The organism is Streptomyces sp. NPDC002537 (genome assembly GCF_053594975.1).
This window is the reverse complement of the sequence record NZ_JBSFWT010000057.1, coordinates 1-19,482: the sequence shown is the minus strand read 5'-3', so window position 1 is coordinate 19,482 and position 19,482 is coordinate 1. Positions and strand designations below refer to the sequence as shown.

Genomic DNA, 19,482 nt, shown 5'->3' with positions numbered 1-19,482 from the left:
TGCCCGTGAGCCCCGAGAGCCCCCGGAACAAGGTCCCTTCCCTCACCCTCAACAACGGCGTCGAGATGCCCCGGCTGGGCTACGGGGTCTGGCAGGTACCGGACGACCAGGCCGCCGAGGCCGTGACCACGGCCCTGGAGGCCGGGTACCGCAGCGTCGACACGGCGGCGGTCTACGGGAACGAACGGGGCGTGGGCAAGGCGCTCGCCGCCTCGGACGTCCCGCGCGCCGAGCTGTTCGTGACGACGAAGGTCTGGAACGCGGACCACGGCCACGACGCCGCCCTCCGCGCCTTCGACGCCTCGCTGGACCGGCTCGGCCTGGACTACGTGGACCTCTATCTCGTCCACTGGCCCGTGCCCTCCCGGAACACCTTCGTGGAGACCTACCGGGCCCTGGAGGAGATCCTGGCGGACGGCCGCGCCAAGGCCATCGGCGTCTGCAACTTCCACCCCGCCCATCTGGAACGGCTGCTCGCCGAGACCTCCGTGGTCCCCGCGGTCAACCAGATCGAGCTGCACCCGAACCTGGCGCAGTCCGAGCTGCGCGCCCTGCACGCCCGTCACGGCATCGCCACCGAGGCGTGGTCGCCGCTCGGCCAGGGCAAGGGCCTGCTGTCCGACCCGGTGATCGGCGGGATCGCCGGGCGGCTCGGCCGGACGCCCGCGCAGGTCGTGCTGCGCTGGCACCTCCAGCTCGGCAACGTGGCCATCCCCAAGTCCGTGACCCCCTCCCGCATCCGGGAGAACATCGACGTCTTCGGCTTCGAGCTGGACGAGAAGGACATGGCGGCGATCGCCGGCCTCGACAACGGCACCCGACTGGGGCCGGATCCGGACGAGTTCGACCTCTGACGCACGGGAAGGATGGGCTCGGAAGCACGGCCGTACCACCGAAGCCGAGGAGAGACGGTCATGACGACGAGCCCGTCCATAGCCGCGCCCGGCGAGCCGGACGCGGAGCAGCCGCCCCCGGCCGCCGCCCGGGGCAGGACCACGATCGCCGACGGCGTCGTGGAGAAGATCGCCGGGCTGGCGGCGCGCGAGGTCCCGGGCGTGCACACGCTCGGCGGCGGCCTCGCGCGCACACTGGGCGCGGTGCGGGAGCGGGTGCCCGGCGCGCGGTCCAGCGTCACCCGCGGGGTGAAGGTCGAGGTCGGCGAGCGGCAGACGGCGGTCGACCTGGACATCGTGGTCGAGTACGGCGTGCCGATCACCGAGGTCGCGGGCGAGGTCCGGGAGAACGTGATCGCCGCCGTCGAGCGGATGACCGGCCTGGAAGTGGTCGAGGTCAACATCGCGGTGATCGACGTGCGGCTGCCGGACGACGACGATCCGGCGGAGCCGGACATCCGCGTCCGCTGACAGTACGGCTCCCGCGCCCCGGGAAGGGCGCGGGGCCGCCGGGGAACGGGGAGTGGGAAGGGGCCGAAACCAGCGGGTCTTCACGCGTTGTTAACTCAGCGTGGCATGGGCGCACTTGACCGTAGTCGGCCGACGGCGTTTGACTTCCGACGACTCCTGCTGACTTCTGCTCGTTCACGTCCGGCAGCGTCGTCCCCCCGGACCGACCCGGCGTGCGAGCACACCCATGCCCCGTGATCTCGGAGACCCCGTGACCTCTGAAGTGACCTCCGGAGCGGCCCCCGAGCTGCTCTCCCCGCTCGATCTCGCCTTCTGGAACATCGAGTCCGCCGGCCACCCCCTGCACATGGGCGGGCTCTTCGTCTTCGACGCCGCCGCCCCGGACGCCGCCCGGCGCGCCGCCGGGCTGCTCGCCGCCCGCGCCGCCCGCACACCGGGCCTGGACACCCGCATACGCCCCGTGCTGCTCCCCGTCGGCGCCGCCGCCCGCCATGTCGCCCCGGACTACGACCCGTTGGACCATGTGCACCTCACCGCGCCCGTGCGGGACTTCCACGCGGCGGCCGGGACGCTGATGCAGCAGCCCCTGGAGCGGGAGCGGCCGCCGTGGGCCGCGCATGTGCTGCCCGGCGCCGACGGCACCTCCTTCGCCGTCCTGTTCACGTTCCACCACGCCCACGCGGACGGCCTGCGCGCCGCGTCGTACGCCCTGTCGCTCCTGGACCCCAGCGCCGACGGGGCGTCGGCTCCGGCCGGCGCGCCACGGCCGCGCGGGAGCGGCTCCGGCCCGCGCCTGCCCGATCCGCGCACGCTGCCCGGTCTGCTGCGCGGCGCCGCCGCCGACGCCGGGCGGGCCCTGTCCATCGGTTCCGCCATGGTCCGCGCCGCCCTCGACGTGCACTCCTCGCCCGCCCTCACCTCCCGCGCCACCGGCGCCCGCCGTGCCGAGGGCGCGATCGTCGACCTGCGCGACGTGAACCGCGTCCGCGAGGCCACGGGCGGCACCCTCAACGACGTCCTCCTCACGGTGGTCGCGGGCGGCATGCGGCGCTGGCTCGACAAGCGCGGCGACGGCAGCGACGGCGTACGCCCCCGCGCCCTCGTCCCCGTGTCGCTGCGCGACCCGGGCGACCCGGGCGCCTCGGGCAACCGGCTCTCCGGCTACCTGGCCCGGCTCCCCGTCGACGAGGCCGCGCCCCTCGCCCGCCTGCGGGCGGTGCGCGAGGCCATGGAGCGCAACAAGCAGGCGGGGCCCGCCGACGGCCCCGGCGCCGTCGCGCTGCTCGCCGACGCCGTACCACCCCTAGGCCACCGCTTCGGCGGCGGCCTGATCGCCCGCTCGGGCCGGCTCTTCTACGACCTGCTCGTCTCCAGCGTCCCGCTGCGCGGCGTCCGGCGCCTCACGCTCGCGGACAGCCCCGTCCGCGAGGCCTACCCGCTCGCCCCGCTCGCGCCCGGACAGTCCCTCGCCGTGGGCATCACCCCGTACGGGAACCACGTCTTCTACGGCCTGCTCGCCGACGCCGTCGCCGTGCCCGACCTGGACCTGCTCGCCCGGTCGATCACGGAGGAAGCCACCGAGCTGGTCGCCGCCTGCTGCTCCTGAGACGCCGGTCCGCGGAGAGGCGGGAGAGGCGGAGAGGCGCGGCCCCCGGCGAGGTCCGGGGCCGCGCCCCAGCGCGCCGAGGAGGCGTCAAGCGGTCACCCCGCGCGCGCCGTGACCGGGGGCGACGGCCTCGATCCGGCGCGCCAGCTCGATGTCCAGCCCCGTCACCTTCCCGCCCACACTGTGCGTGTTCACGGTCACGGAGACCGTGTTGTAACCGAGCGTCAGATCCGAGTGGTGGTTCAACTCCTCCTGGATCTGCGCGACATGCACCACCATCGCCGCCGCCGCGAAATGCCCGTCGAACGCGTACGTACGGCTGATCCGGTCGCCGTCCGCCGCCCAGCCGGGCAGTTCCTGGAGGCGCTCCTCGACGTCCTTCTGCGAGAGCGGTTCAACGGCCATGAGGAATCCCCTTCGTCACGGGTGCCGGTTGCTCAAGCGTCCCACGTGACAGGGGCGGTTTCGCGTCAATGTGCGGGACGGCGCACGGTGCGTCCCCCGTGGCCTTCCGGGAAGAGGGTGGCGCTCCTATGCTCCTGCGCCGGACGTGATGAGTTACCGGCGGTAAGGGGTAGGGGCATGGGTGGTACGGGCAGCACGCGCAGGAGCTTCGTCGGTGGCGCGGCGGCGGTCGCCGCGATGGCGGCCGGGACGACCGCGCTCGGCGGGGGCCGGGCGGCCGCGGCACCCCGGCGGAGATCCGGCGACCGCACCGTCGCCGTCCTCGGCGGCGGCGTCGCCGGCCTGACGGCGGCGCACGAACTCGCCGAGCGGGGCTTCCGGGTGACGGTGTACGAGAAGAAGCCACTCGGACTCGGCGGCAAGGCCCGCAGCATGGACGTGCCGGGCAGCGCGCGCGGCGGCCGCAGGCCACTGCCCGGCGAGCACGGTTTCCGTTTCATCCCCGGCTGGTACCGCAACCTCCCCGACACGCTGCGCCGGATACCGTTCCCCGGCAACGCCGACGGCTGCCACGACAACCTCGTGGCATCGTCCGAGGAGCTGTTCGCCCGGATCGGGCACGAGGACCTCCGCATCCCCATGCGCTCCGTCGGCACGCCACCGGCCGTCCTCACCCCGGACGAGCTGCGCCGTGCGCTCACCGGCTTCTTCGACGCCTTCGGGAACATCCCGGCCGGCGAACTCGCGTACTTCGTGGGCCGCATGCTCGTCTGGTTCACGAGCTGCGAGAGGCGGCGGCTCGACGAGTGGGAGCGGACGCCGTGGTGGGACTTCATCAAGGGCGCGCGGATGTCGCCGAACTACCAGCGGCTGCTGGCCATCGGCATCACCCGCAACATCGTGGCGACGAAGGCGGAGGTGGCCAGCACCAGGACCGTCTGCACCTGCCTGGAGGCGTTCCTCCTCAACATGCTGGGACGCGGCTCCGAGGGCGAGCCCGACCGGGTGCTGAACGCACCCACGAACGAGGCGTGGATCGACCCGTGGGTGACGCACCTGCGCTCCCTGGGCGTCACGTTCCGCACCGGCTGGGCCGTACGGGACCTGCGGCTCGACGGCGGGCGGATCGCCGAGGCGGTCGTCCAGGACCCGGACGGGGCCCCGCGGCCGGTGACCGCCGACCACTTCGTGTCGGCCATGCCGGTCGAGCACGCCCGCACCACCTGGAACGCGCGGGTGCGGGCCGCCGATCCGCGGCTCGCGCGCTGCGACCGGCTGCGCACCGACTGGATGACGGGCATTCAGTTCTATCTGACGGAGCCGACCCCCGTCGTGCACGGCCACATCAACCACATCGACTCCCCCTGGTCGATCACCTCCGTGGGACAGGCGCAGTTCTGGTCCGGGCGGGACTTCCGCGCCGACTACGGCGACGGGCTGGTCGCGGACTGCTTCTCGGCGGACGTCTCCGAGTGGGACAAACCCGGCATCCTCTACGGCAGGACCGCCAAGCAGTGCACCCCGGAGGAGGTCGCGCGCGAGGTGTGGGCGCAGATGAAGGCGGGGCTCAACGACACCGGGCGTACGGTGCTGCGCGACGCCGCGCTGCACTCCTGGTTCCTCGACCCGGCCGTACGGATCGGGGGCCCCGGCCCGGAGAACGACGAGCAGCTCCTCGTCCACCCCGTCGGCACCTGGTTCGACCGGCCGCAGGCCCGTACCGCGATCCCCAACCTCTTCCTGTGCGGGGACTACGTGGCCAACGACATCGACCTGGCGACCATGGAGGGCGCGAACACCTCGGCCCGGCTGGCGGTGAACGCCCTGCTGGACGAGGCGGGTTCGGGGGCGGAGCGGTGCACGGTGCTCTCCCTGTACCGGGCGCCGGAGCTGGCGCCCTTCCGGGCGAAGGACGAACTGCGGCTGGCCCTGGGTCTGCCCAACGCGCTGGACCTGGGCTGACCGCCCCCCGTACGGCGGCGGCCGCGGGGAGCGGCTAGCCCGTGGCGGGGCCCTCCCGGCGCGCCCACAGGGAGCGGACCTTGGCGAGGTGGCGGGCCGTGCACGCCTCCGCGCCCGCGGCGTCGCCCGCCACCGCGAGGTCGAGCAGTTCGAGGTGTTCCCGCGCCGACGGCAGCAGTTCCCCGCGCTCGTCCAGCCGCGTCAGCCCGTACAGCCGGGACCTCTTGCGCAGGTCGCCGACGACCTCGACGAGGCGCTCGTTGCCGGAGAGGCCGAGGAGCCCGAGGTGGAAGCGCCGGTCCGCGTCCAGGTAGCCGGTCAGGTCGTGCGCGACGGCGGCCGCGACGATCTCCTCCGCCACCGGCCGCAGCGCTTCGAGCTGTTCGCGGGTGGCCGTGCGGGCGACCAGGCCGACCGTGGGCACCTCGATCAGGGCGCGTATCCCGGCGTACTGGTCGAGGTCGCGCTCGCTCACCCCGGTTATCCGGAAGCCCTTGTTCCGTACGGGCTCCACCAGGCCCTCCCGTGCGAGGTCGAGCATCGCCTCGCGGACGGGGGTGGCGGAGGTGCCGAAGTCCGCGGCGAGGGAAGGCGCGGAGTGGACGGTTCCGGGCCGGAGTTCGCCCGAGATCAGCGCGGCGCGCAGGGCGTGGGCCACCCGGTCACGGAGCCGCTCCGGAGCGGCGATCGGGGTGCGGTACCTGGGGTCGCCCACTGTTCGATCCTCCGTGCCGAAGCCTCCATGCCGACCGGGGAGCACCAGCGTACCGCTCGGCCGTCCTTGACCGACCGTGCAGTCGGCCCTGGAGCGCTACGGGGAGCGGAGCGGTCGCGCATCGCGGAGGAACTGCCGCGGGTTGCCCGCCGGGCGGGCGGGCGGTGGTGCGGCGCTTCGCCGAGGGGGCCGCCTGCGACGGCCGGGCCGGGCCCTCGCGGTCACCGCCGACGGGAGGCGGAGCGAATGCGGCGCGAGGTCCCGGCGGGCCGCGCGGGCCACCCGGAGGGGATCGCGGCCGCGGTTCTCCATCTCGCCTCGGACGAGGCCGGCTTCACCGTGGGTGCCGGCCTCGTCCTCGACGGCGGTGTCACGGCCTGACGGCCTCCGCGACCGGCGCGGGGACCGGCTCGGCGGCTTCCGGCGCGGCACCGGAGGCGGGGCGGCGGGCCGCGATCCACACGTAGGCGAGGATGCCCGCGAACAGGAACAGCACGCCCTGGTAGATCGCCGCGTAACCGGCGCCGGCCACCAGCCAGAAGGAGAAGGCGAACGCGCCGAGGGCGAGCACCATGTCGCGCGCCAGCCGGCCCGTGCGGACCTTGTCCCGCTGCCCCGTCAGCAGGAAGTACACCTGCGCGGCCGCGGCCAGCAGATACGGCACGGTCGCGGAGAAGGTGGTGATCAGGACCAGGATCTCGAAGACTCCGCCCTCGCCGAGGGTGTAGTTGACGAGGGTCAGCAGCGAGGCCAGCACGGCGGCGGCCAGCACGCCCACCGTGGGCACCCCGCGCCGCTTCCTGCCGAAGGCCGCCGGGAAGAGGCCGTCCTTCGCCGCCGCGTACGGGGCCTGCGCGCTCATCAGCGTCCAGCCGTTGAGCGCACCCATGATCGAGATCACCGCGGCGGCCGCGATCAGCGTGCCGCCCCAGGTGCCGCCGAACATCGCGTTCACGGCGTCCGAGAAGGGCGCGGTGGACTTCACGAGCTTGTCGTGCGGGACTGTGCCGAACACGGACAGCGTGCCCAGGAGGTAGACCACGGCCGCGCCGATGGTGCCGAGCACGCTCGCGCGGCCGACGTTGCGCTCCGGGTCGCGGACCTCGCCCGCGCTCATGGCGGCGGACTCCACGCCCACGTAGCTGTAGAGCAGGATCGCGGCCGACGCGGTCAGGCCGCCCACCCAGTCGCCGCCGCCCTCGGTGAAGGCACCGAGGTTCGCAGGGTCGAAGTAGAAGAGGCCCACGACCGCGACGAACAGCATCGGGACGAACTTCAGCACGGTGGAGACCAGCTGGATCGCGCCCACCCAGCGCGTGCCGGCGAGGTTCGCCAGCGCCGGGAGCCAGAGCGCGGCCAGGGCCACGGCCAGGTCCGTGCCCTTGGAGGAGGTGCCTCCGGTGAGCACGTGGAAGTAGCCGACACCGGCGACGGCCAGGGCGGCGTTGCTGACCCAGGTCATCGTCCAGTACGACCACGCGGACAGGAACCCGGCGAAGTCACCGAAGGCCGCACGCGCGTAGACATACGGTCCGCCGGTGCGCGGATGGCGCTCGGCGAGCCGCCCGAAGACCAGGGCCAGGGCGATCGCGCCGATCGTGAGGACGCCGAACGCGAGCAGGCTGACCGTGCCGAACGGTGCGACCGACGCGGGCAGCAGGAAGATACCGCCGCCGATGATGTTTCCCATCACCAGGGCGACAGCGGTTGGTAGGCCGAAACGGCGGTTGTTCGTGCCGTCGGTGTCGTGCATGAGGTGGTGCGCCTCTCGTCCTGCGGGCAGGTCGCGGATCTGTGCGACAGCACATGGTGACCGCACCGCCGACCTCCGCAAAATCCGCGATTTTTGTCCCGCAGGGCGGCCCCGCGGACCGCAAAAGGTGCTGCGGCGGGCCCCCCGCACCGTGATTCGTCCACCCACCGCCGCATCCGGCATCCGGGCCCCGGCCGCTGGGCAGGATGCCGCCATGACCTCCCTTCGTACGCCCCGACTGACGCTGCGCCGCTGGCGCGAGGACGACCTGGAGCCGATGGCGGCCTTCCACGCCGATCCGGAGGTGATGCGCTGGGTCGCGGACGGCTCCGTGCGGGACCGGGAGCAGACGGCGGCGGAGATCGCCACGTGGGAGCGGGAGTGGGAGGAACGGGGACTGGGGCTGTTCGCGGTCGAGGTGCGGGAGACGGGACGGCTCGCCGGCTTCGCGGGGCTGACCATGGCGCGCCAGCTGCCCGAGGTGCTGCCCGCCGTGGAGCTCTGCTGGCGGCTGGGGCGGCCCTTCTGGGACCGGGGCCTCGCGACCGAGGCGGCGCGGTCCGTGCTGCACTTCGCGCTGCGCGACCGGGGGCTGGCCCGGGTGGTGGGCGTGCACCGGGTCGGCCACGACGCCCCCGAACAGATCATGCGGAAGCTGGGGATGCGACGGGAGCGCGAGACGGTCGATCCGGCGCACGGGCTGCCCCTGTGCGTCCACGTCCTGGAGGCCCGGCCCTGAGCGCTCCGCCGGAAGTGCGGTCCTCCGGCTGCGGGCCGTCGGCGGCTGGTCGCGCCCACGCGGCGGAGCCGCGGATCGGCGCTTCCCGCGCCCCTTCTTACGGGGCGCGGGGCCCGTCCTCCGTCAGCCGGTGCCGGACGACAGCACTCTGCTGCCGCCGATCGGCAGGTCCCACAGGTCCTCGCGGCGTCTGCCCGTCGCCTCCCAGGCCGCGCGGACGCGGTGCAGCGGTTCGAGGGGCGGCTCCGCGGAGAGGACGAACGTCGACCAGTGCATCGGGGCCATCACCCGCGCGCCGAGGTCGCCGCAGGCGCGCACCGCCTCCTCCGGGTCCGTGTGGACCGGGCCCAGCATCCAGCGCGGGTCGTACGCGCCGATGGGCAGCAGCGCGAGGTCGATGCCGTCGTAGCGGCGGCCGATGGCCTCGAACCAGTGGCCGTAGCCCGTGTCCCCGGCGAAGTAGACGCGCTGCCCGCCGGGCGCGGTGAGCACCCAGCCGCCCCACAGGGAGCGGCAGGTGTCGGTGACGCCGCGCTTGCTCCAGTGGTGGGCGGGGACGAAGTCGCAGCGGACGGGGCCCGCCGGGCCGGGCAGTTCCACCGCCTCCCACCAGTCGAGCTCGGTGACCGCGGTGAAGCGGCGGCGGCGCGCCCAGCGGGCCAGCCCCGCGGGGAGGAGCAGCGGGGTGCCGCGGGGCAGCCGCTTGAGGGTGGGCGCGTCGAGGTGGTCGTAGTGGTTGTGGCTGATGAGGACCGCGTCGACGGGCGGGAGGTCCTCCCAGCGGACGCCGACCGGGGTGAGCCGGGCGGGCGTGCCGAGGATCTTCCGGGACCAGACGGGGTCGGTGAGCACCGTGAGGCCGCCGATGTTCAGCACCCAGCTGGCGTGCCCGGCCCAGGTGACGGCGGTGGCCGTGGCGGCGACGGCGGGCAGCGGACCGAGCTCGACGGGCAGGGCGGGGACCTCCCGGAGCGCGGCGGCGGCCGGCCGGAGGCTGCCCTCGCGGGCAAGCCGGGCGAGGGCGCGGACGCCGGGCAGCGGCGCGGTGAGGCGGTCGGCGAACGACCGGGGCCACAGGCGGTGCTCGCCGAGCGGGCGGGGCCGCGGGAGCGCGCGGGTCCGGTCGAGGGGGGCGACGGGCTCTGCGAGGGAGCGCTCGGTCTGTTCGGTCATCGAGAGGGCTCCATTCGGTGGGGAACCTGGGTGGTGCGCGTGGCCTTGCCGGGGCCTGCGGGGAGATCGGGCTGCGGGTGGGCGGCGACGGCCCGGGTGCCGGGGCCGCCGGGGGCGTACGGCCGGGGCCCGGACGCGGAGCCCGGCGCGGCCACGGTGCGCACGGTCGGCATCGACGGTAGGTCAGCCGTCGGCGAGCGCGCCGAAGACCGAGCCGAATTCGGTCAGTGCGGCGCGGACACCGGGCACGGCGAGGGGGTCGGCCGCGTCGAGGGCGCGCTGCCGCTCGGCGTCGGTGGCGCCGAGCAGCGGCGGGGTGGACAGCCGGACGCGGAGCTCGTCGGGGGCGTCGCCGAAGCGGTGCCCGCCGGGGACGGGGCGGCCCAGCGCGGTACTGAGGTGGGCCTCCAGTTCGACGGAGTCGGTGATGGCGCGGGCGGCGAGGGCGGTGCGGAGCTCGCCGAGGTCGGCGTAGAGATAGGGGCCGGTCTGCGGGGGCCTGCTGAGCACCCCGGCGGCGGCGAGCCGTTCCCGGGCGGCGGCGGCGAGGGTGCCGTAGAGCCGTGCGGCGGCGGCGATTCTGGCGCGTACCGGCTCGGGCTCGGCGAGGGCGTGGACGGCGGCCGCGGCGACGGGGGGCGGGAGTTCGGCGCGGACGGCGGCGAGCGCGGAGGCGACCCGGGCCCGCAGGACGGGGCCGCGGCCGCCGACGGGAAAGCGGGCGACGGCGGCGGGCCACGCGGCGGGGGTGAGCGCCCCGGCCAGGTCGGTGAGGACGACGACGTGCTCGGGCCACATCTCGGCGGGCCCGAGGAACACGGTGCCGCCGGAGTGGTGGCGGGTGTCGCGCCAGGTCTCGTCGCTGATGACCGTCATCCGTTCGGCGACCGCGGCCTCGCAGACCTCGTGCAGCAGCTCGGGCGGCGCGAGGGTGCCGGTCGGGTCGTCGGCCGCGGACAGCACCAGCACCCGCGGCCTGCCGCCCTCGGCGCGGATCCGGCGCACGGTCTCCAGCAGGGCGAACGGGTCGGGGACGCCGCCGCACTCGGCGGGCACGGGCACATGGAAGGCGGGGCGCCCGGCGAGCCGGGCGAGCGGCGCATACCAGGCGGCGCAGGGGCGGGTGAGCAGGACGTCGCCGCCCGCCGCGGCGAGCAGGGCGAGCAGCAGCGGGGGGCCGCCGGGGGCGGCGACGACCTGCTCCGGCCCGGTCGGCAGGCCGCGCCGCGCCCAGTAGCCGCAGGCGGCGGCGCGCAGCTCGGGGCTGCCGCCGACGGGTTCCGGGGCGCTGCGCGCGGCGGCCGCCGCGAGGTGGGCGGCGAGCTCCGGCAGTACGGGCAGTCCGCGCTCCGGTGCGGTGACGGCCGGGAGCGCCGGAAGGCTCGCCTGCATCCGTGACCTCCGCGTCGTCCGGTGCTTTGCCGCTTACCTTGGCAGATCGCGGGGGCTACGGCGGGCCGACACGTGCTGCGACGGGGTGAGGGGGGCCTTCCGGGCGGGCGGTGGGCCGTACGGGCACGGCGGGGCGGCCGGGGTTTCGGCGGGGCGCGGGCCGGTTACCCGTCCGGCACCGGCGGACGCCCCGCACCCGAGAATCCAGGTGGGAACCCCATGAGTCAGAAAGTGGCCGACTTCATTCTGACGAGGTTGCGCGCGTGGGACGTGGAGCAGGTCTTCGGCTATCCGGGCGACGGGATCAACGGGCTGCTGGCCGCCTGGGAGCGGGCGGACAACCAGCCCCGCTTCATCCAGTCGCGGCACGAGGAGATGTCGGCCCTGGAGGCGGTCGGTTACGCGAAGTTCAGCGGCCGGCTGGGGGTGTGCGCGGCGACGTCCGGGCCGGGCGCGATCCATCTGCTCAACGGGCTCTACGACGCGAAGCTCGACCATGTGCCGGTGGTGGCCATCGTCGGGCAGACCCACCGGTCGGCGATGGGCGGCTCGTACCAGCAGGAGGTGGACCTGCACTCGCTGTTCAAGGACGTGGCGTCCGACTACCTGGAGACGGTGAACGTCCCCGAGCAGCTGCCGAACGTCCTCGACCGGGCCATCCGCATCGCCTACGCGCGCCGCGCGCCGACGGCCGTCATCATCCCCGGCGACGTCCAGGACCTCGACTACGCGCCGCCGACGCACGCCTTCAAGATGGTGCCGTCCAGCCTGGACCGCAGCGGCTGGCAGGCGGTGCCGTCGGAGGAGTCGCTGCACCGGGCGGCGGAGGTGCTCAACTCCGGCGAGAAGGTGGCGATCCTGGTCGGGCAGGGCGCGGCGGGCGCCCGGTCCGAGACGGAGGAAGTCGCCGACGTGCTCGGCGCCGGGGTGGCCAAGGCGCTGCTGGGCAAGGACGCGCTGAGCGATGAACTCCCGTATGTGACGGGGGCGGTGGGGCTGCTGGGCACCCGGCCCTCGTACGAGTTGATGCGGGACTGCGACACCCTGCTGACGATCGGCTCCAGCTTCCCGTACGCGCAGTTCCTGCCGGAGTACGGGCAGGCCCGCGCGGTGCAGATCGACATCGACCCGCACATGATCGGCATGCGTTATCCGTACGAGGTCAATCTGATCGGCGACGCGCGCCTGACCCTCCAGCGGCTGCTGCCGCTGCTGCGCCGCAAGGAGGCGCGCGACTGGCAGGAGGAGGTGGCCGCCGGGGTGCGGCGCTGGGACGAGGTGATGGCGCGGCGCGCCGGGGTCCCGGCGGAGCCGGTGAACCCGGAGTACGTGGCGCGGGCACTGTCGCCGCTGCTGCCGGACAACGCGATCCTCACCTCCGACTCCGGTTCGGTCGCCAACTGGTACGCGCGGCACATCAGGATGCGGGGCACGATGCGGGGGTCGCTGTCGGGGACGCTCGCCACGATGGGCTGCGGGGTGCCGTACGCGATCGGCGCGAAGTTCGCGCACCCCAACCGGCCGGTGGTGGCGCTGGTCGGGGACGGCGCGATGCAGATGAACGGCATGGCCGAGCTGATCACGGCCGCCAAGTACCACGCGCAGTGGGACGATCCGCGGCTGGTCATCGGGGTGTGGAACAACCACGACCTCAATCAGGTGACCTGGGAGATGCGGGCGATGAGCGGTTCCCCGCAGTTCCTGCCGTCGCAGCAGTTGCCCGATGTGTCGTACGCGGGGTTCGGGCGCTCGATCGGACTGACCGGCATCCGGGTGGAGAAGCCCGAGCACGTCGAGGGGGCGTGGCGGCAGGCGCTGGCGGCGGAGGGGCCGGCGGTGGTGGAGTTCCTGACCGACCCGGCGGTGCCGCCGATCCCACCGCACGCGGACTGGGCCCAGCTGGAGGGCACGGCGGCGGCGGTGCTCAAGGGCGACGCGGACCGGGCGGGGATGGTGCGGCAGGGCCTCAAGGCGAAGGTGCAGGACTTCCTGCCGGGCGGACCGAAGCGGCAGCACGGCAAGTCGGCGCGCGAGGACGAGAGTTGATCGAGCGTCAGATCTGGTGCCTCAGACCTGCCGTCTCAGACCTGACGTCCGAGCAGGGACAGCAGCCTGGTGCAGGCGTCGGCTCCGGGGGGCGGCTCGACGGGGGCGGCGAACAGGCCGGTTCCGGAGAGGGATCCGGCGTAGGGCTCCACCTCGCGGCGGGTGAAGTCCACGAGTGCTTTGGGGAGGTGTTCGTCGGCGCCGATCGCGCGGGACAGGTCCCAGGCGTGCACGACGGCGTCCGCCGTCATCTGCGCGGCATAGGCGTCGGCGGAGGTGGGGCCGTAGGAGAGGTGCACGGTCCGTTTCAGGGCGCCGGGCGCGGCGAACGCCTCGCGGGCCGCGGTGGCGGCGGCGTCCCAGGCGGCGGCCGGGTCGTCGCCGAGGACGTCCCCGTCGAAGGAGTCGCCGACGTCCTTGACGGTCGCCCCGTCCAGCAGCGCGGGCACCCACAGCTGTTCGGCGGTGAGGTGGTTCACGAGGTCCCGGACGGTCCACTCGGTGCAGGGCGTGGGCGCGTCCCACTGGCGGGGTCGGACGGCGTGCACGCGGTCGCTGAACAGGTCGAGGGCCTCGCCGTGCCGGGTGAGCAGCGTACGGGGGGTCATGCAACCCATTGTCGGCGCGGACCCGGGTGGCGGCGAGGTGGGGGGAACGCGCCATTGTGGACGGCGCCTCCGCAGGTGACCACTGAGGGCAGCCTTACCCGTGGTGCGGAATGCCGCGAGCTGGCGGGCGGCACGGCCGTTCGCCGGTGAACGCGAGGGAGAATCCAGGGAGTTGCGGTGGGCGTCTCAAAAGCATCGCGGCAAACTCTTTTTTACTTTGCCAACATTGCCGCATGACCATTCCTTGACTAACGTCCAGAAGGCGCCGGAAGACAGACGCACCGCCCGAACACCCCAGCCCCGCACACGAATCGCACACGAATCGCGCACGGACAAAGGCCGGGACACCACGCCCGCCAGCGTGAGTCCCGGCCCTGTCCTTGCTGTGCATCCCAGATGTGTCCCGTGACGCGTTGGTCCCGGCTACGGCTTCAGCAGGCATTCGCCGGGGCGACGCGTCGACGCAACCCAACGTTCGGAGGGTACCGTGAACCACCCCAATCGGCTACGTGCGGCCATCGCGGAAGACGGAACGACGCCGCTGATCGGTGTCTTCGACATGTTCTCCGCCTCGGCGGCGGCCCAGCACTACGACGGCATGTTCGTCTCCGGCTTCGGTTTCGCCGCGTCCCACTACGGCCTGCCGGACATCGGCTTCATCGCCTGGCCGGACCTCGTCGGCTTCGTCCAGCGGCTGCGGCTGGCCTTCCCCGCCCAGCACCTGCTCGTGGACATCGACGACGGCTACGTCGACCCGGAGACGGCCTGCCACGTCGTCCAGCACCTGGAGGCCATCGGCGCCTCCGGGGTGATCCTGGAGGACCAGAAACGGCCGCGCCGCTGCGGACACGTGGACGGCAAACAGGTGCTGCCTCTGGAGGAGTACCTGGACAAGCTCGACATGGTCCTCGCATCCCGCCGCGACCTCGTCGTCGTCGCCCGCACCGATGCCACGGAGGAGGCGGAGATCCTGCGCCGCGCGAAGGCCCTCGCGGCGACGGACGCGGACGTCGTCCTCGTCGACGGCGTGCGCAGCGTCGACTGGATACGCAAGGTCCGCGAGGTCATCGGGGACAAACCGCTGCTGTTCAACCAGATCGCGGGCGGCAAGTCGCCTCGGCTGTCGCTGCCGGAACTCGGCGGGCTCGGTGTGGACGTGGCGATCTACAGCACCCCGTGCCTGTTCGCCGCGCAGACGGCGATGGACCGGGCGCTGACCGGCCTGAAGGAGGCCGAGGGCAGGCTGCCGGAGTTCACGGCGGACAGCGTCGGCGTCGCGGAGTGCCTGGCCCTGCTGGAGAAGAACATCAGCCGCCACCACCGGCCGGACCTCCCCGAGGTCCCGGTGACGGTCCGCTGACGCGCGCCGGGCGGGCCGGTCAACCGGCCCGCCCGGTCGCCCACTTCACACGAGGCGACCGGATGGTGAGACGGGGTTCTCACCATACGAGAGAGCTGCGTACGGTGGAGGGACTCGCCCGTGCCCGAAGCGGGCGCCCGCCGAGGGAGTCCCCATGCCGGACCGGTCCGCCGCCGTCTACACCCACGGTCACCACGAGTCCGTGCTGCGCTCACACGCCTGGCGCACCGCCGCCAACTCCGCCGCCTATCTGCTCCCGGAGCTGACGCCGGATCTGGAGATCCTCGACATCGGCTGCGGGCCCGGCACCATCACCGCGGACCTCGCCGCGCTCGTGCCGTGGGGCCGGGTCACGGGTCTCGACACCGCGGCGGAGGTGCTGGGCCGGGCGCGCGCCGTCACCCGTGAACGCGGCCTGGAGAACGTCCACTTCACGGTCGGCGACGTGCGGGCCCTGGACTTCCCCGACGATTCGTTCGACGTCGTCCACGCGCATCAGGTGCTCCAGCACCTCGGCGACCCGGTGGGCGCGCTGCGCGAGATGCGCCGCGTCTGCAGGCCCGGCGGGGTCGTCGCGGTGCGCGACGCGGACTACGCGGCCATGACCTGGTTCCCGCGGGTGCCGGGCCTGGACGACTGGCAGGACCTCTACCAGCGGGTCGCCCGCGCGGGCGGCGGCGAGCCCGACGCGGGCCGCCGGCTGCTGTCCTGGGCGCGCCGGGCGGGACTGACCGGGCTCACCGCCTCCGCGTCCGCCTGGTGCTACGCCACCCCCGAGGAGCGCGCGTGGTGGAGCGGGCTGTGGGCGGACCGCACGGTCGCGTCGTCGTACGCGCGGCTCGCGGTGGCGGGCGGCCACGCGGACGAGGCGGACCTGCGGCGGATCGCGGCCGCCTGGCGGGAGTGGGGCGCCCACGAGGACGGGTGGTTCGCGGTCCTGAACGGGGAGCTCCGCTGCCGGGTGTGACCGCGCGGGCGGGCGGTCGCATCGGGCCTCGCCGGTCGGTGACGGCCGTCAATGGCCGGTGATGGATCGTCCATCGGCCACTCATGATTTGTCGATCGGACGCTCCTAGCCTCGTCGAGGGCTTCAGCCGGTCCCCCAACCGGACACCCCTGAACCGCCCCCTGAACCGATGAGGACGAGAACCATGAAGAACGCCCTGCGCATATCCGGCGCCGCCGCCCTGGCCGCCGCCGCCCTCGCCGTGCTCCCCGCGACCTCGGCGAGCGCCGCCGAGAGCGGCCCCGGCGCGGTCCGCGGCCTCGGCGGCAAGTGCCTCGACGTCCGCGCGTCGAACTCGGCCAACGGCAGCGCCGTGCAGATCTACGACTGCAACGGCTCCGGCGCGCAGCAGTGGACGTTCAACGACAACCCGGGCACCGTCGGCGGCACGATGAAGGCGCTCGGCAAGTGCCTGGACGTGGCCTCCAGCGGGACCGCCGACCGGACCCCCGTCCAGCTGTGGGACTGCAACGACTCCGGCGCCCAGAAGTGGGTCTACTACCAGGGCGACGTCCTGGTGAACCCGCAGTCGGGCAAGTGCCTCGACGTGCCGGGCGGCAACGCGTCCAACGGCACCCAGGTGCAGATCTACACCTGTAACTACACCGACTCCCAGAAGTGGACGCGCCCCTCGGGCGGCGGCTCCACGCAGCCCCCGGTCGAGGAGGCCGGCAAGTTCCAGCGCGAGGTGTTCGACCTGGTCAACAACTACCGCGTGCAGAACGGCAAGCCCGCGCTCCAGTACGACGCCGCCCTCGCGCACACCGCCCAGGACGAGGCCGACGAGCAGGCCCGCCGCGGCCAGCAGGGCCACTGGACCTTCGGCAAGATCTACGACTCGCTGAAGGCGTACGGCTACACCCACCCCGCCGGCGGCGTCGCCGAGAACGCCGCGGGCGCGCCCGGCTTCTGGAAGGACGCCCGTTCGGTCGTCCAGGCCTGGATCGACGAGCCGGGTCACCGCCAGAACATCCTCGGCGACTTCAAGTACACCGGTGTGGGTCTCACCGTCGTCAACGGCAACTACTGGTGGGCCCAGGACTTCGCGGGCTGACACCCGGGGACGAAGCGGAGGGCTTCCCTGCGAGGGCACGGCGTGCGGTTGCGGGGCCAACTAGCCTTGTTCCCATGAACATTCTGGGGACTTCGCTAAGGGTGTGCGTCAACGATCTGGAATCCGCCGTCGCCGTCTACGAACGGCTGACCGGCGCGGAGGCGCTGCGCTTCCAGCGCGGTGGGGTCACGGTCGCGGCGGTCGGCTGCTTCTTCCTGATGAGCGGCCCGGAGCGGGAGCTGTCGATCCTGCGGAAGATCACGGCCACCATCGCCGTCTCGGACGTCGACGAGTCGCTCGAAGACCTCCGGGCGGTGGGCGCGGAGATCATCGCGGGGCCGGTGCCCACGCCGATCGGACGCAATCTGGTGGCCCGGCACCCCGACGGGCTGGTCTTCGAATACGTCGACCGCAAGCCCGGCTGACCCCTCACCGTCTCACCGTCCTCCGCACCACCCTCCACGAGGGCCCACGAGCCCCGGCACGGATCCGTCCGTGCCGGGGCTTCCGCATGTGGATCTTCAGTTGACCGCGGCGGCACCCCTCCTCCATCATGCTTTCACTAATCACTTAGTGAAAGCATGATGGAGGGAGGCCCGGACGCCTTGGACACCCTGGCTCCACCCCGGCTGCCCGCCACCCGCCACGCCCGGCCCGCGGCCCCGCCCGTCCCCCGGCGGACCGCCCATGACCTGCGGCGATGGCTCGTACCCGGCATTCCGGCGGCCGTACTGACCGCACTCGGGCTGTGGGGGATCACCCGGCAGCGCAGCATGTGGCGCGACGAGGCCGCGACCTGGCAGGTCGCCCACCGTTCGCTCGCCGACATAGGGCACCTGCTGGACGAGGTCGATGTCGTCCACGGCCTCTACTACGTGATCGTGCACGGCCTCTTCGCCGTCTTCGGGGACAGCCTGTACACGCTGCGGCTGCCGTCCGTACTGGCGATGGCCGCGGCCGCCGCGTTCACGGCCGCGCTCGGCGCGCGGCTCGCCGGCCCCTGGGCCGGCCTGGGCGCGGGCCTCGCCTTCGCGCTCTCCCCCCTGGTGCAGCAGTACGCGCAGGAGGGCCGGGCGTACGCACTGGTCACGGCCGGGATCGCGGCCGCCACCTGGCTCCTGGTCACCGCGCTGGAGCGCCCCGGCCCCGGGTGGCGGTGGGCCGCGTACGCCCTCACCCTGCTCGTCGCCGCGCTGCTCAACTGGTTCTCGCTGCTGGTCCTGCCCGCCCACGCCGTGTCCGTCGCGCTGGCCCGGCCCGGCCGGGTGCCGCTGCGGCGGTGGGCCGTGGCCGCGGCGGCGGCCGTCGGCGGGGCGGCGCCACTGATCGCGGCCAGCCGGGCCCAGTCCTTCCAGGTCTCGTGGATACGTCCGCTCACCTGGCCGACGGTCCTGGGCATCGGCCTCGTCGTCGCCGTGGGCTGGCTGTGCGCCAAGGTTCCGCACCGGCGCACGGGGCGCGTGCCGCTCGCCTCGGTGGCGCTGCCCCTGCTGGCCGTCCCGCAGCTCGCCCTCGTCCTGGCGTCGCTGATCCAACCCGTCTATCTCGCGCGCTACGTCCTCTACACCCAGACCGGGCTGGCCCTCCTCGTCGGCCCGGTGGCCGGGTGGGCCGTCCGGACGGCCGCCGCCCGGTGGCCCGTACGGCCCTCGGTCCTGCTCGCCGCCGCCACGGCGGCCGCCTTCGCCGCGCTCCTCCCCGCCGAGCTCCACCTGCGCGGCCCGCACAGCCGGATCGACGACGTCCTCTCTGCGGCCGACCGCGTCGCGGCGGTCGCCCGGCCGGGCGACGCGGTGCTGTTCATACCGGCGGCACGGCGCGACACGGCCCTGGTCTCACCGGCCGCGTTCACCGGCCTGAAGGACATCGCCCTCGTCGAACTCCCGGCCCCGTCGGGCACGTTGAAGGGATACGAGGGCACGCCGGACGAGATCCGCGCGGCGATGCTCGCCATGGCACGGATCGTGGTGGTCGGCGACTCGGGAGCGCTGACCGCACGGGAGGGGCCGGTGCGGGAGGTGACGAAGCGGCGGGTGTTGCGGAACCACTTCGCGGTGGTGTCGGACAGCGTGCGGAACGGGCGGCGGGTCACCGCGTACGAGCGGGTCCGGTGACTCTCGCCCCGGACCCGTGTTTCCCCGATCCCCTGGCTGCGGGGCTGCGCCCCGGGCCCCGCAACACGGCTTCGCCGCGTTGTCCTCAAACGCCGGACGGGCTGGATGTGCGGACCGTGGTTCTTTGTCCTGCGGCCCGCAGGCTTGCGGACCGCAGGTTGCGGACTACGCCAGCAAAATCAGCC

General features: G+C 73.7%; 19 protein-coding genes. 12 read left to right on the top strand and 7 right to left on the bottom strand.

Translation table 11 applies throughout. From position 1 onward, the window contains the following. Window positions 1–65 precede the first annotated feature (65 nt). The 3 genes from ACWD4A_RS23815 (at window position 66) to ACWD4A_RS23805 (ending at window position 2,970) form a co-directional block, all read left to right on the top strand. On the top strand, window positions 66–854 hold the full coding sequence (locus ACWD4A_RS23815) for an aldo/keto reductase (protein ID WP_451197068.1): 789 nt from the start codon (window positions 66–68) through the stop codon (window positions 852–854). A 60-nt stretch (window positions 855–914) separates the two neighbouring features. After that, window positions 915–1,364 carry an Asp23/Gls24 family envelope stress response protein gene (locus ACWD4A_RS23810; RefSeq protein WP_451197035.1) on the top strand — a complete coding sequence of 150 codons (450 nt, stop codon included), beginning with the start codon at window positions 915–917 and terminating at the stop codon, window positions 1,362–1,364. A gap of 250 nt (window positions 1,365–1,614) precedes the next feature. Then, window positions 1,615–2,970, top strand: coding sequence for a wax ester/triacylglycerol synthase family O-acyltransferase (locus ACWD4A_RS23805; RefSeq protein ID WP_451197033.1), 1,356 nt, complete (start codon window positions 1,615–1,617; stop codon window positions 2,968–2,970). 87 nt (window positions 2,971–3,057) lie between these two features. Here ACWD4A_RS23805 and ACWD4A_RS23800 read toward each other — a convergent pair whose 3' ends face one another. Next, window positions 3,058–3,375, bottom strand: coding sequence for a 4a-hydroxytetrahydrobiopterin dehydratase (locus ACWD4A_RS23800; protein WP_451197032.1), 318 nt, complete (start codon window positions 3,373–3,375; stop codon window positions 3,058–3,060). 177 nt (window positions 3,376–3,552) lie between these two features. Between ACWD4A_RS23800 and ACWD4A_RS23795 the strand changes: the two genes are divergently transcribed. Next, window positions 3,553–5,337 carry a hydroxysqualene dehydroxylase gene (locus ACWD4A_RS23795; RefSeq protein ID WP_451197030.1) on the top strand — a complete coding sequence of 595 codons (1,785 nt, stop codon included), beginning with the start codon at window positions 3,553–3,555 and terminating at the stop codon, window positions 5,335–5,337. A gap of 34 nt (window positions 5,338–5,371) precedes the next feature. Here the strand turns inward: ACWD4A_RS23795 and ACWD4A_RS23790 are convergent, their stop codons facing one another. Continuing rightward, on the bottom strand, window positions 5,372–6,052 hold the full coding sequence (locus ACWD4A_RS23790) for a GntR family transcriptional regulator (protein WP_451197029.1): 681 nt from the start codon (window positions 6,050–6,052) through the stop codon (window positions 5,372–5,374). 246 nt (window positions 6,053–6,298) lie between these two features. On the opposite strand from ACWD4A_RS23790, the gene ACWD4A_RS23785 reads away from it, so the two are divergent. Continuing rightward, on the top strand, window positions 6,299–6,433 hold the full coding sequence (locus tag ACWD4A_RS23785; protein ID WP_451197027.1) for an SDR family oxidoreductase: 135 nt from the start codon (window positions 6,299–6,301) through the stop codon (window positions 6,431–6,433). On the opposite strand, the gene ACWD4A_RS23780 is transcribed toward ACWD4A_RS23785, so the two are convergent. After that, a complete protein-coding gene (locus tag ACWD4A_RS23780; protein WP_451197026.1) occupies window positions 6,423–7,805 on the bottom strand; it encodes an amino acid permease in 1,383 nt (460 codons plus the stop codon). The two genes, ACWD4A_RS23785 and ACWD4A_RS23780, sit on opposite strands and share 11 nt — an antisense overlap. 214 nt (window positions 7,806–8,019) lie before the next feature. On the opposite strand from ACWD4A_RS23780, the gene ACWD4A_RS23775 reads away from it, so the two are divergent. Then, complete coding sequence (locus ACWD4A_RS23775) at window positions 8,020–8,544, top strand: GNAT family N-acetyltransferase (RefSeq protein WP_451197025.1); 525 nt, start codon at window positions 8,020–8,022, stop codon at window positions 8,542–8,544. Window positions 8,545–8,667: 123 nt separating this feature from the next. Here ACWD4A_RS23775 and ACWD4A_RS23770 read toward each other — a convergent pair whose 3' ends face one another. Genes ACWD4A_RS23770 through ACWD4A_RS23760 form a run of 3 tightly spaced genes read right to left on the bottom strand, consistent with a single transcriptional unit; the run spans window position 8,668 to window position 11,109 of the window. After that, entirely contained in the window at window positions 8,668–9,717 is a 1,050-nt protein-coding gene (locus ACWD4A_RS23770; protein WP_451197023.1) for an MBL fold metallo-hydrolase, read from the bottom strand. Continuing rightward, window positions 9,714–9,890 (bottom strand): hypothetical protein, encoded by a 177-nt coding sequence (locus ACWD4A_RS23765; protein ID WP_451197022.1) that lies wholly within the window; start codon window positions 9,888–9,890, stop codon window positions 9,714–9,716. Before ACWD4A_RS23765 ends, ACWD4A_RS23770 begins: the two co-directional genes overlap by 4 nt. 10 nt (window positions 9,891–9,900) lie before the next feature. Continuing rightward, entirely contained in the window at window positions 9,901–11,109 is a 1,209-nt protein-coding gene (locus tag ACWD4A_RS23760; protein WP_451197021.1) for an aminotransferase class I/II-fold pyridoxal phosphate-dependent enzyme, read from the bottom strand. A gap of 219 nt (window positions 11,110–11,328) precedes the next feature. Here ACWD4A_RS23760 and ACWD4A_RS23755 point away from each other — a divergent pair, with 219 nt between their 5' ends. Next, the gene (locus tag ACWD4A_RS23755) at window positions 11,329–13,155 is read left to right on the top strand and encodes a thiamine pyrophosphate-requiring protein (RefSeq protein WP_451197020.1); all 1,827 of its coding nucleotides are present in this window, start codon (window positions 11,329–11,331) and stop codon (window positions 13,153–13,155) included. 35 nt (window positions 13,156–13,190) lie between these two features. Here ACWD4A_RS23755 and ACWD4A_RS23750 read toward each other — a convergent pair whose 3' ends face one another. After that, a complete protein-coding gene (locus ACWD4A_RS23750; protein WP_451197018.1) occupies window positions 13,191–13,763 on the bottom strand; it encodes a TIGR03086 family metal-binding protein in 573 nt (190 codons plus the stop codon). Between the two features lie 487 nt (window positions 13,764–14,250). Here ACWD4A_RS23750 and ACWD4A_RS23745 point away from each other — a divergent pair, with 487 nt between their 5' ends. The 5 genes from ACWD4A_RS23745 to ACWD4A_RS23725 all read left to right on the top strand — a co-directional run bounded on the left by ACWD4A_RS23745 (window position 14,251) and on the right by ACWD4A_RS23725 (window position 19,297). After that, window positions 14,251–15,123 carry an isocitrate lyase/PEP mutase family protein gene (locus ACWD4A_RS23745; RefSeq protein ID WP_451197017.1) on the top strand — a complete coding sequence of 291 codons (873 nt, stop codon included), beginning with the start codon at window positions 14,251–14,253 and terminating at the stop codon, window positions 15,121–15,123. 154 nt (window positions 15,124–15,277) lie between these two features. After that, complete coding sequence (locus ACWD4A_RS23740; RefSeq protein ID WP_451197015.1) at window positions 15,278–16,090, top strand: class I SAM-dependent methyltransferase; 813 nt, start codon at window positions 15,278–15,280, stop codon at window positions 16,088–16,090. A 169-nt stretch (window positions 16,091–16,259) separates the two neighbouring features. Beyond that, window positions 16,260–17,183: a ricin-type beta-trefoil lectin domain protein gene (locus tag ACWD4A_RS23735; protein ID WP_451197014.1), complete on the top strand. Its 924-nt coding sequence runs from the start codon at window positions 16,260–16,262 to the stop codon at window positions 17,181–17,183. A 74-nt stretch (window positions 17,184–17,257) separates the two neighbouring features. Continuing rightward, window positions 17,258–17,608, top strand: coding sequence for a VOC family protein (locus tag ACWD4A_RS23730; RefSeq protein WP_451197013.1), 351 nt, complete (start codon window positions 17,258–17,260; stop codon window positions 17,606–17,608). 180 nt (window positions 17,609–17,788) lie between these two features. After that, window positions 17,789–19,297 carry a glycosyltransferase family 39 protein gene (locus ACWD4A_RS23725; protein WP_451197011.1) on the top strand — a complete coding sequence of 503 codons (1,509 nt, stop codon included), beginning with the start codon at window positions 17,789–17,791 and terminating at the stop codon, window positions 19,295–19,297. Window positions 19,298–19,482: the final 185 nt, after the last annotated feature.

What these genes read in the sequence shown, in the direction of transcription:
- ACWD4A_RS23815 (WP_451197068.1), top strand. Translation starts at nt 66, where the DNA reads ATGCCCCGGCTGGGCTACGGGGTCTGGCAGGTACCGGACGACCAGGCC.
- ACWD4A_RS23810 (WP_451197035.1), top strand. Translation starts at nt 915, where the DNA reads ATGACGACGAGCCCGTCCATAGCCGCGCCCGGCGAGCCGGACGCGGAG.
- ACWD4A_RS23800 (WP_451197032.1), bottom strand. Translation starts at nt 3,375, where the DNA reads ATGGCCGTTGAACCGCTCTCGCAGAAGGACGTCGAGGAGCGCCTCCAG.
- ACWD4A_RS23795 (WP_451197030.1), top strand. Translation starts at nt 3,553, where the DNA reads ATGGGTGGTACGGGCAGCACGCGCAGGAGCTTCGTCGGTGGCGCGGCG.
- ACWD4A_RS23785 (WP_451197027.1), top strand. Translation starts at nt 6,299, where the DNA reads ATGCGGCGCGAGGTCCCGGCGGGCCGCGCGGGCCACCCGGAGGGGATC.
- ACWD4A_RS23780 (WP_451197026.1), bottom strand. Translation starts at nt 7,805, where the DNA reads ATGCACGACACCGACGGCACGAACAACCGCCGTTTCGGCCTACCAACC.
- ACWD4A_RS23775 (WP_451197025.1), top strand. Translation starts at nt 8,020, where the DNA reads ATGACCTCCCTTCGTACGCCCCGACTGACGCTGCGCCGCTGGCGCGAG.
- ACWD4A_RS23770 (WP_451197023.1), bottom strand. Translation starts at nt 9,717, where the DNA reads ATGACCGAACAGACCGAGCGCTCCCTCGCAGAGCCCGTCGCCCCCCTC.
- ACWD4A_RS23765 (WP_451197022.1), bottom strand. Translation starts at nt 9,890, where the DNA reads ATGCCGACCGTGCGCACCGTGGCCGCGCCGGGCTCCGCGTCCGGGCCC.
- ACWD4A_RS23760 (WP_451197021.1), bottom strand. Translation starts at nt 11,109, where the DNA reads ATGCAGGCGAGCCTTCCGGCGCTCCCGGCCGTCACCGCACCGGAGCGC.
- ACWD4A_RS23755 (WP_451197020.1), top strand. Translation starts at nt 11,329, where the DNA reads ATGAGTCAGAAAGTGGCCGACTTCATTCTGACGAGGTTGCGCGCGTGG.
- ACWD4A_RS23750 (WP_451197018.1), bottom strand. Translation starts at nt 13,763, where the DNA reads ATGACCCCCCGTACGCTGCTCACCCGGCACGGCGAGGCCCTCGACCTG.
- ACWD4A_RS23740 (WP_451197015.1), top strand. Translation starts at nt 15,278, where the DNA reads ATGCCGGACCGGTCCGCCGCCGTCTACACCCACGGTCACCACGAGTCC.
- ACWD4A_RS23735 (WP_451197014.1), top strand. Translation starts at nt 16,260, where the DNA reads ATGAGGACGAGAACCATGAAGAACGCCCTGCGCATATCCGGCGCCGCC.
- ACWD4A_RS23730 (WP_451197013.1), top strand. Translation starts at nt 17,258, where the DNA reads ATGAACATTCTGGGGACTTCGCTAAGGGTGTGCGTCAACGATCTGGAA.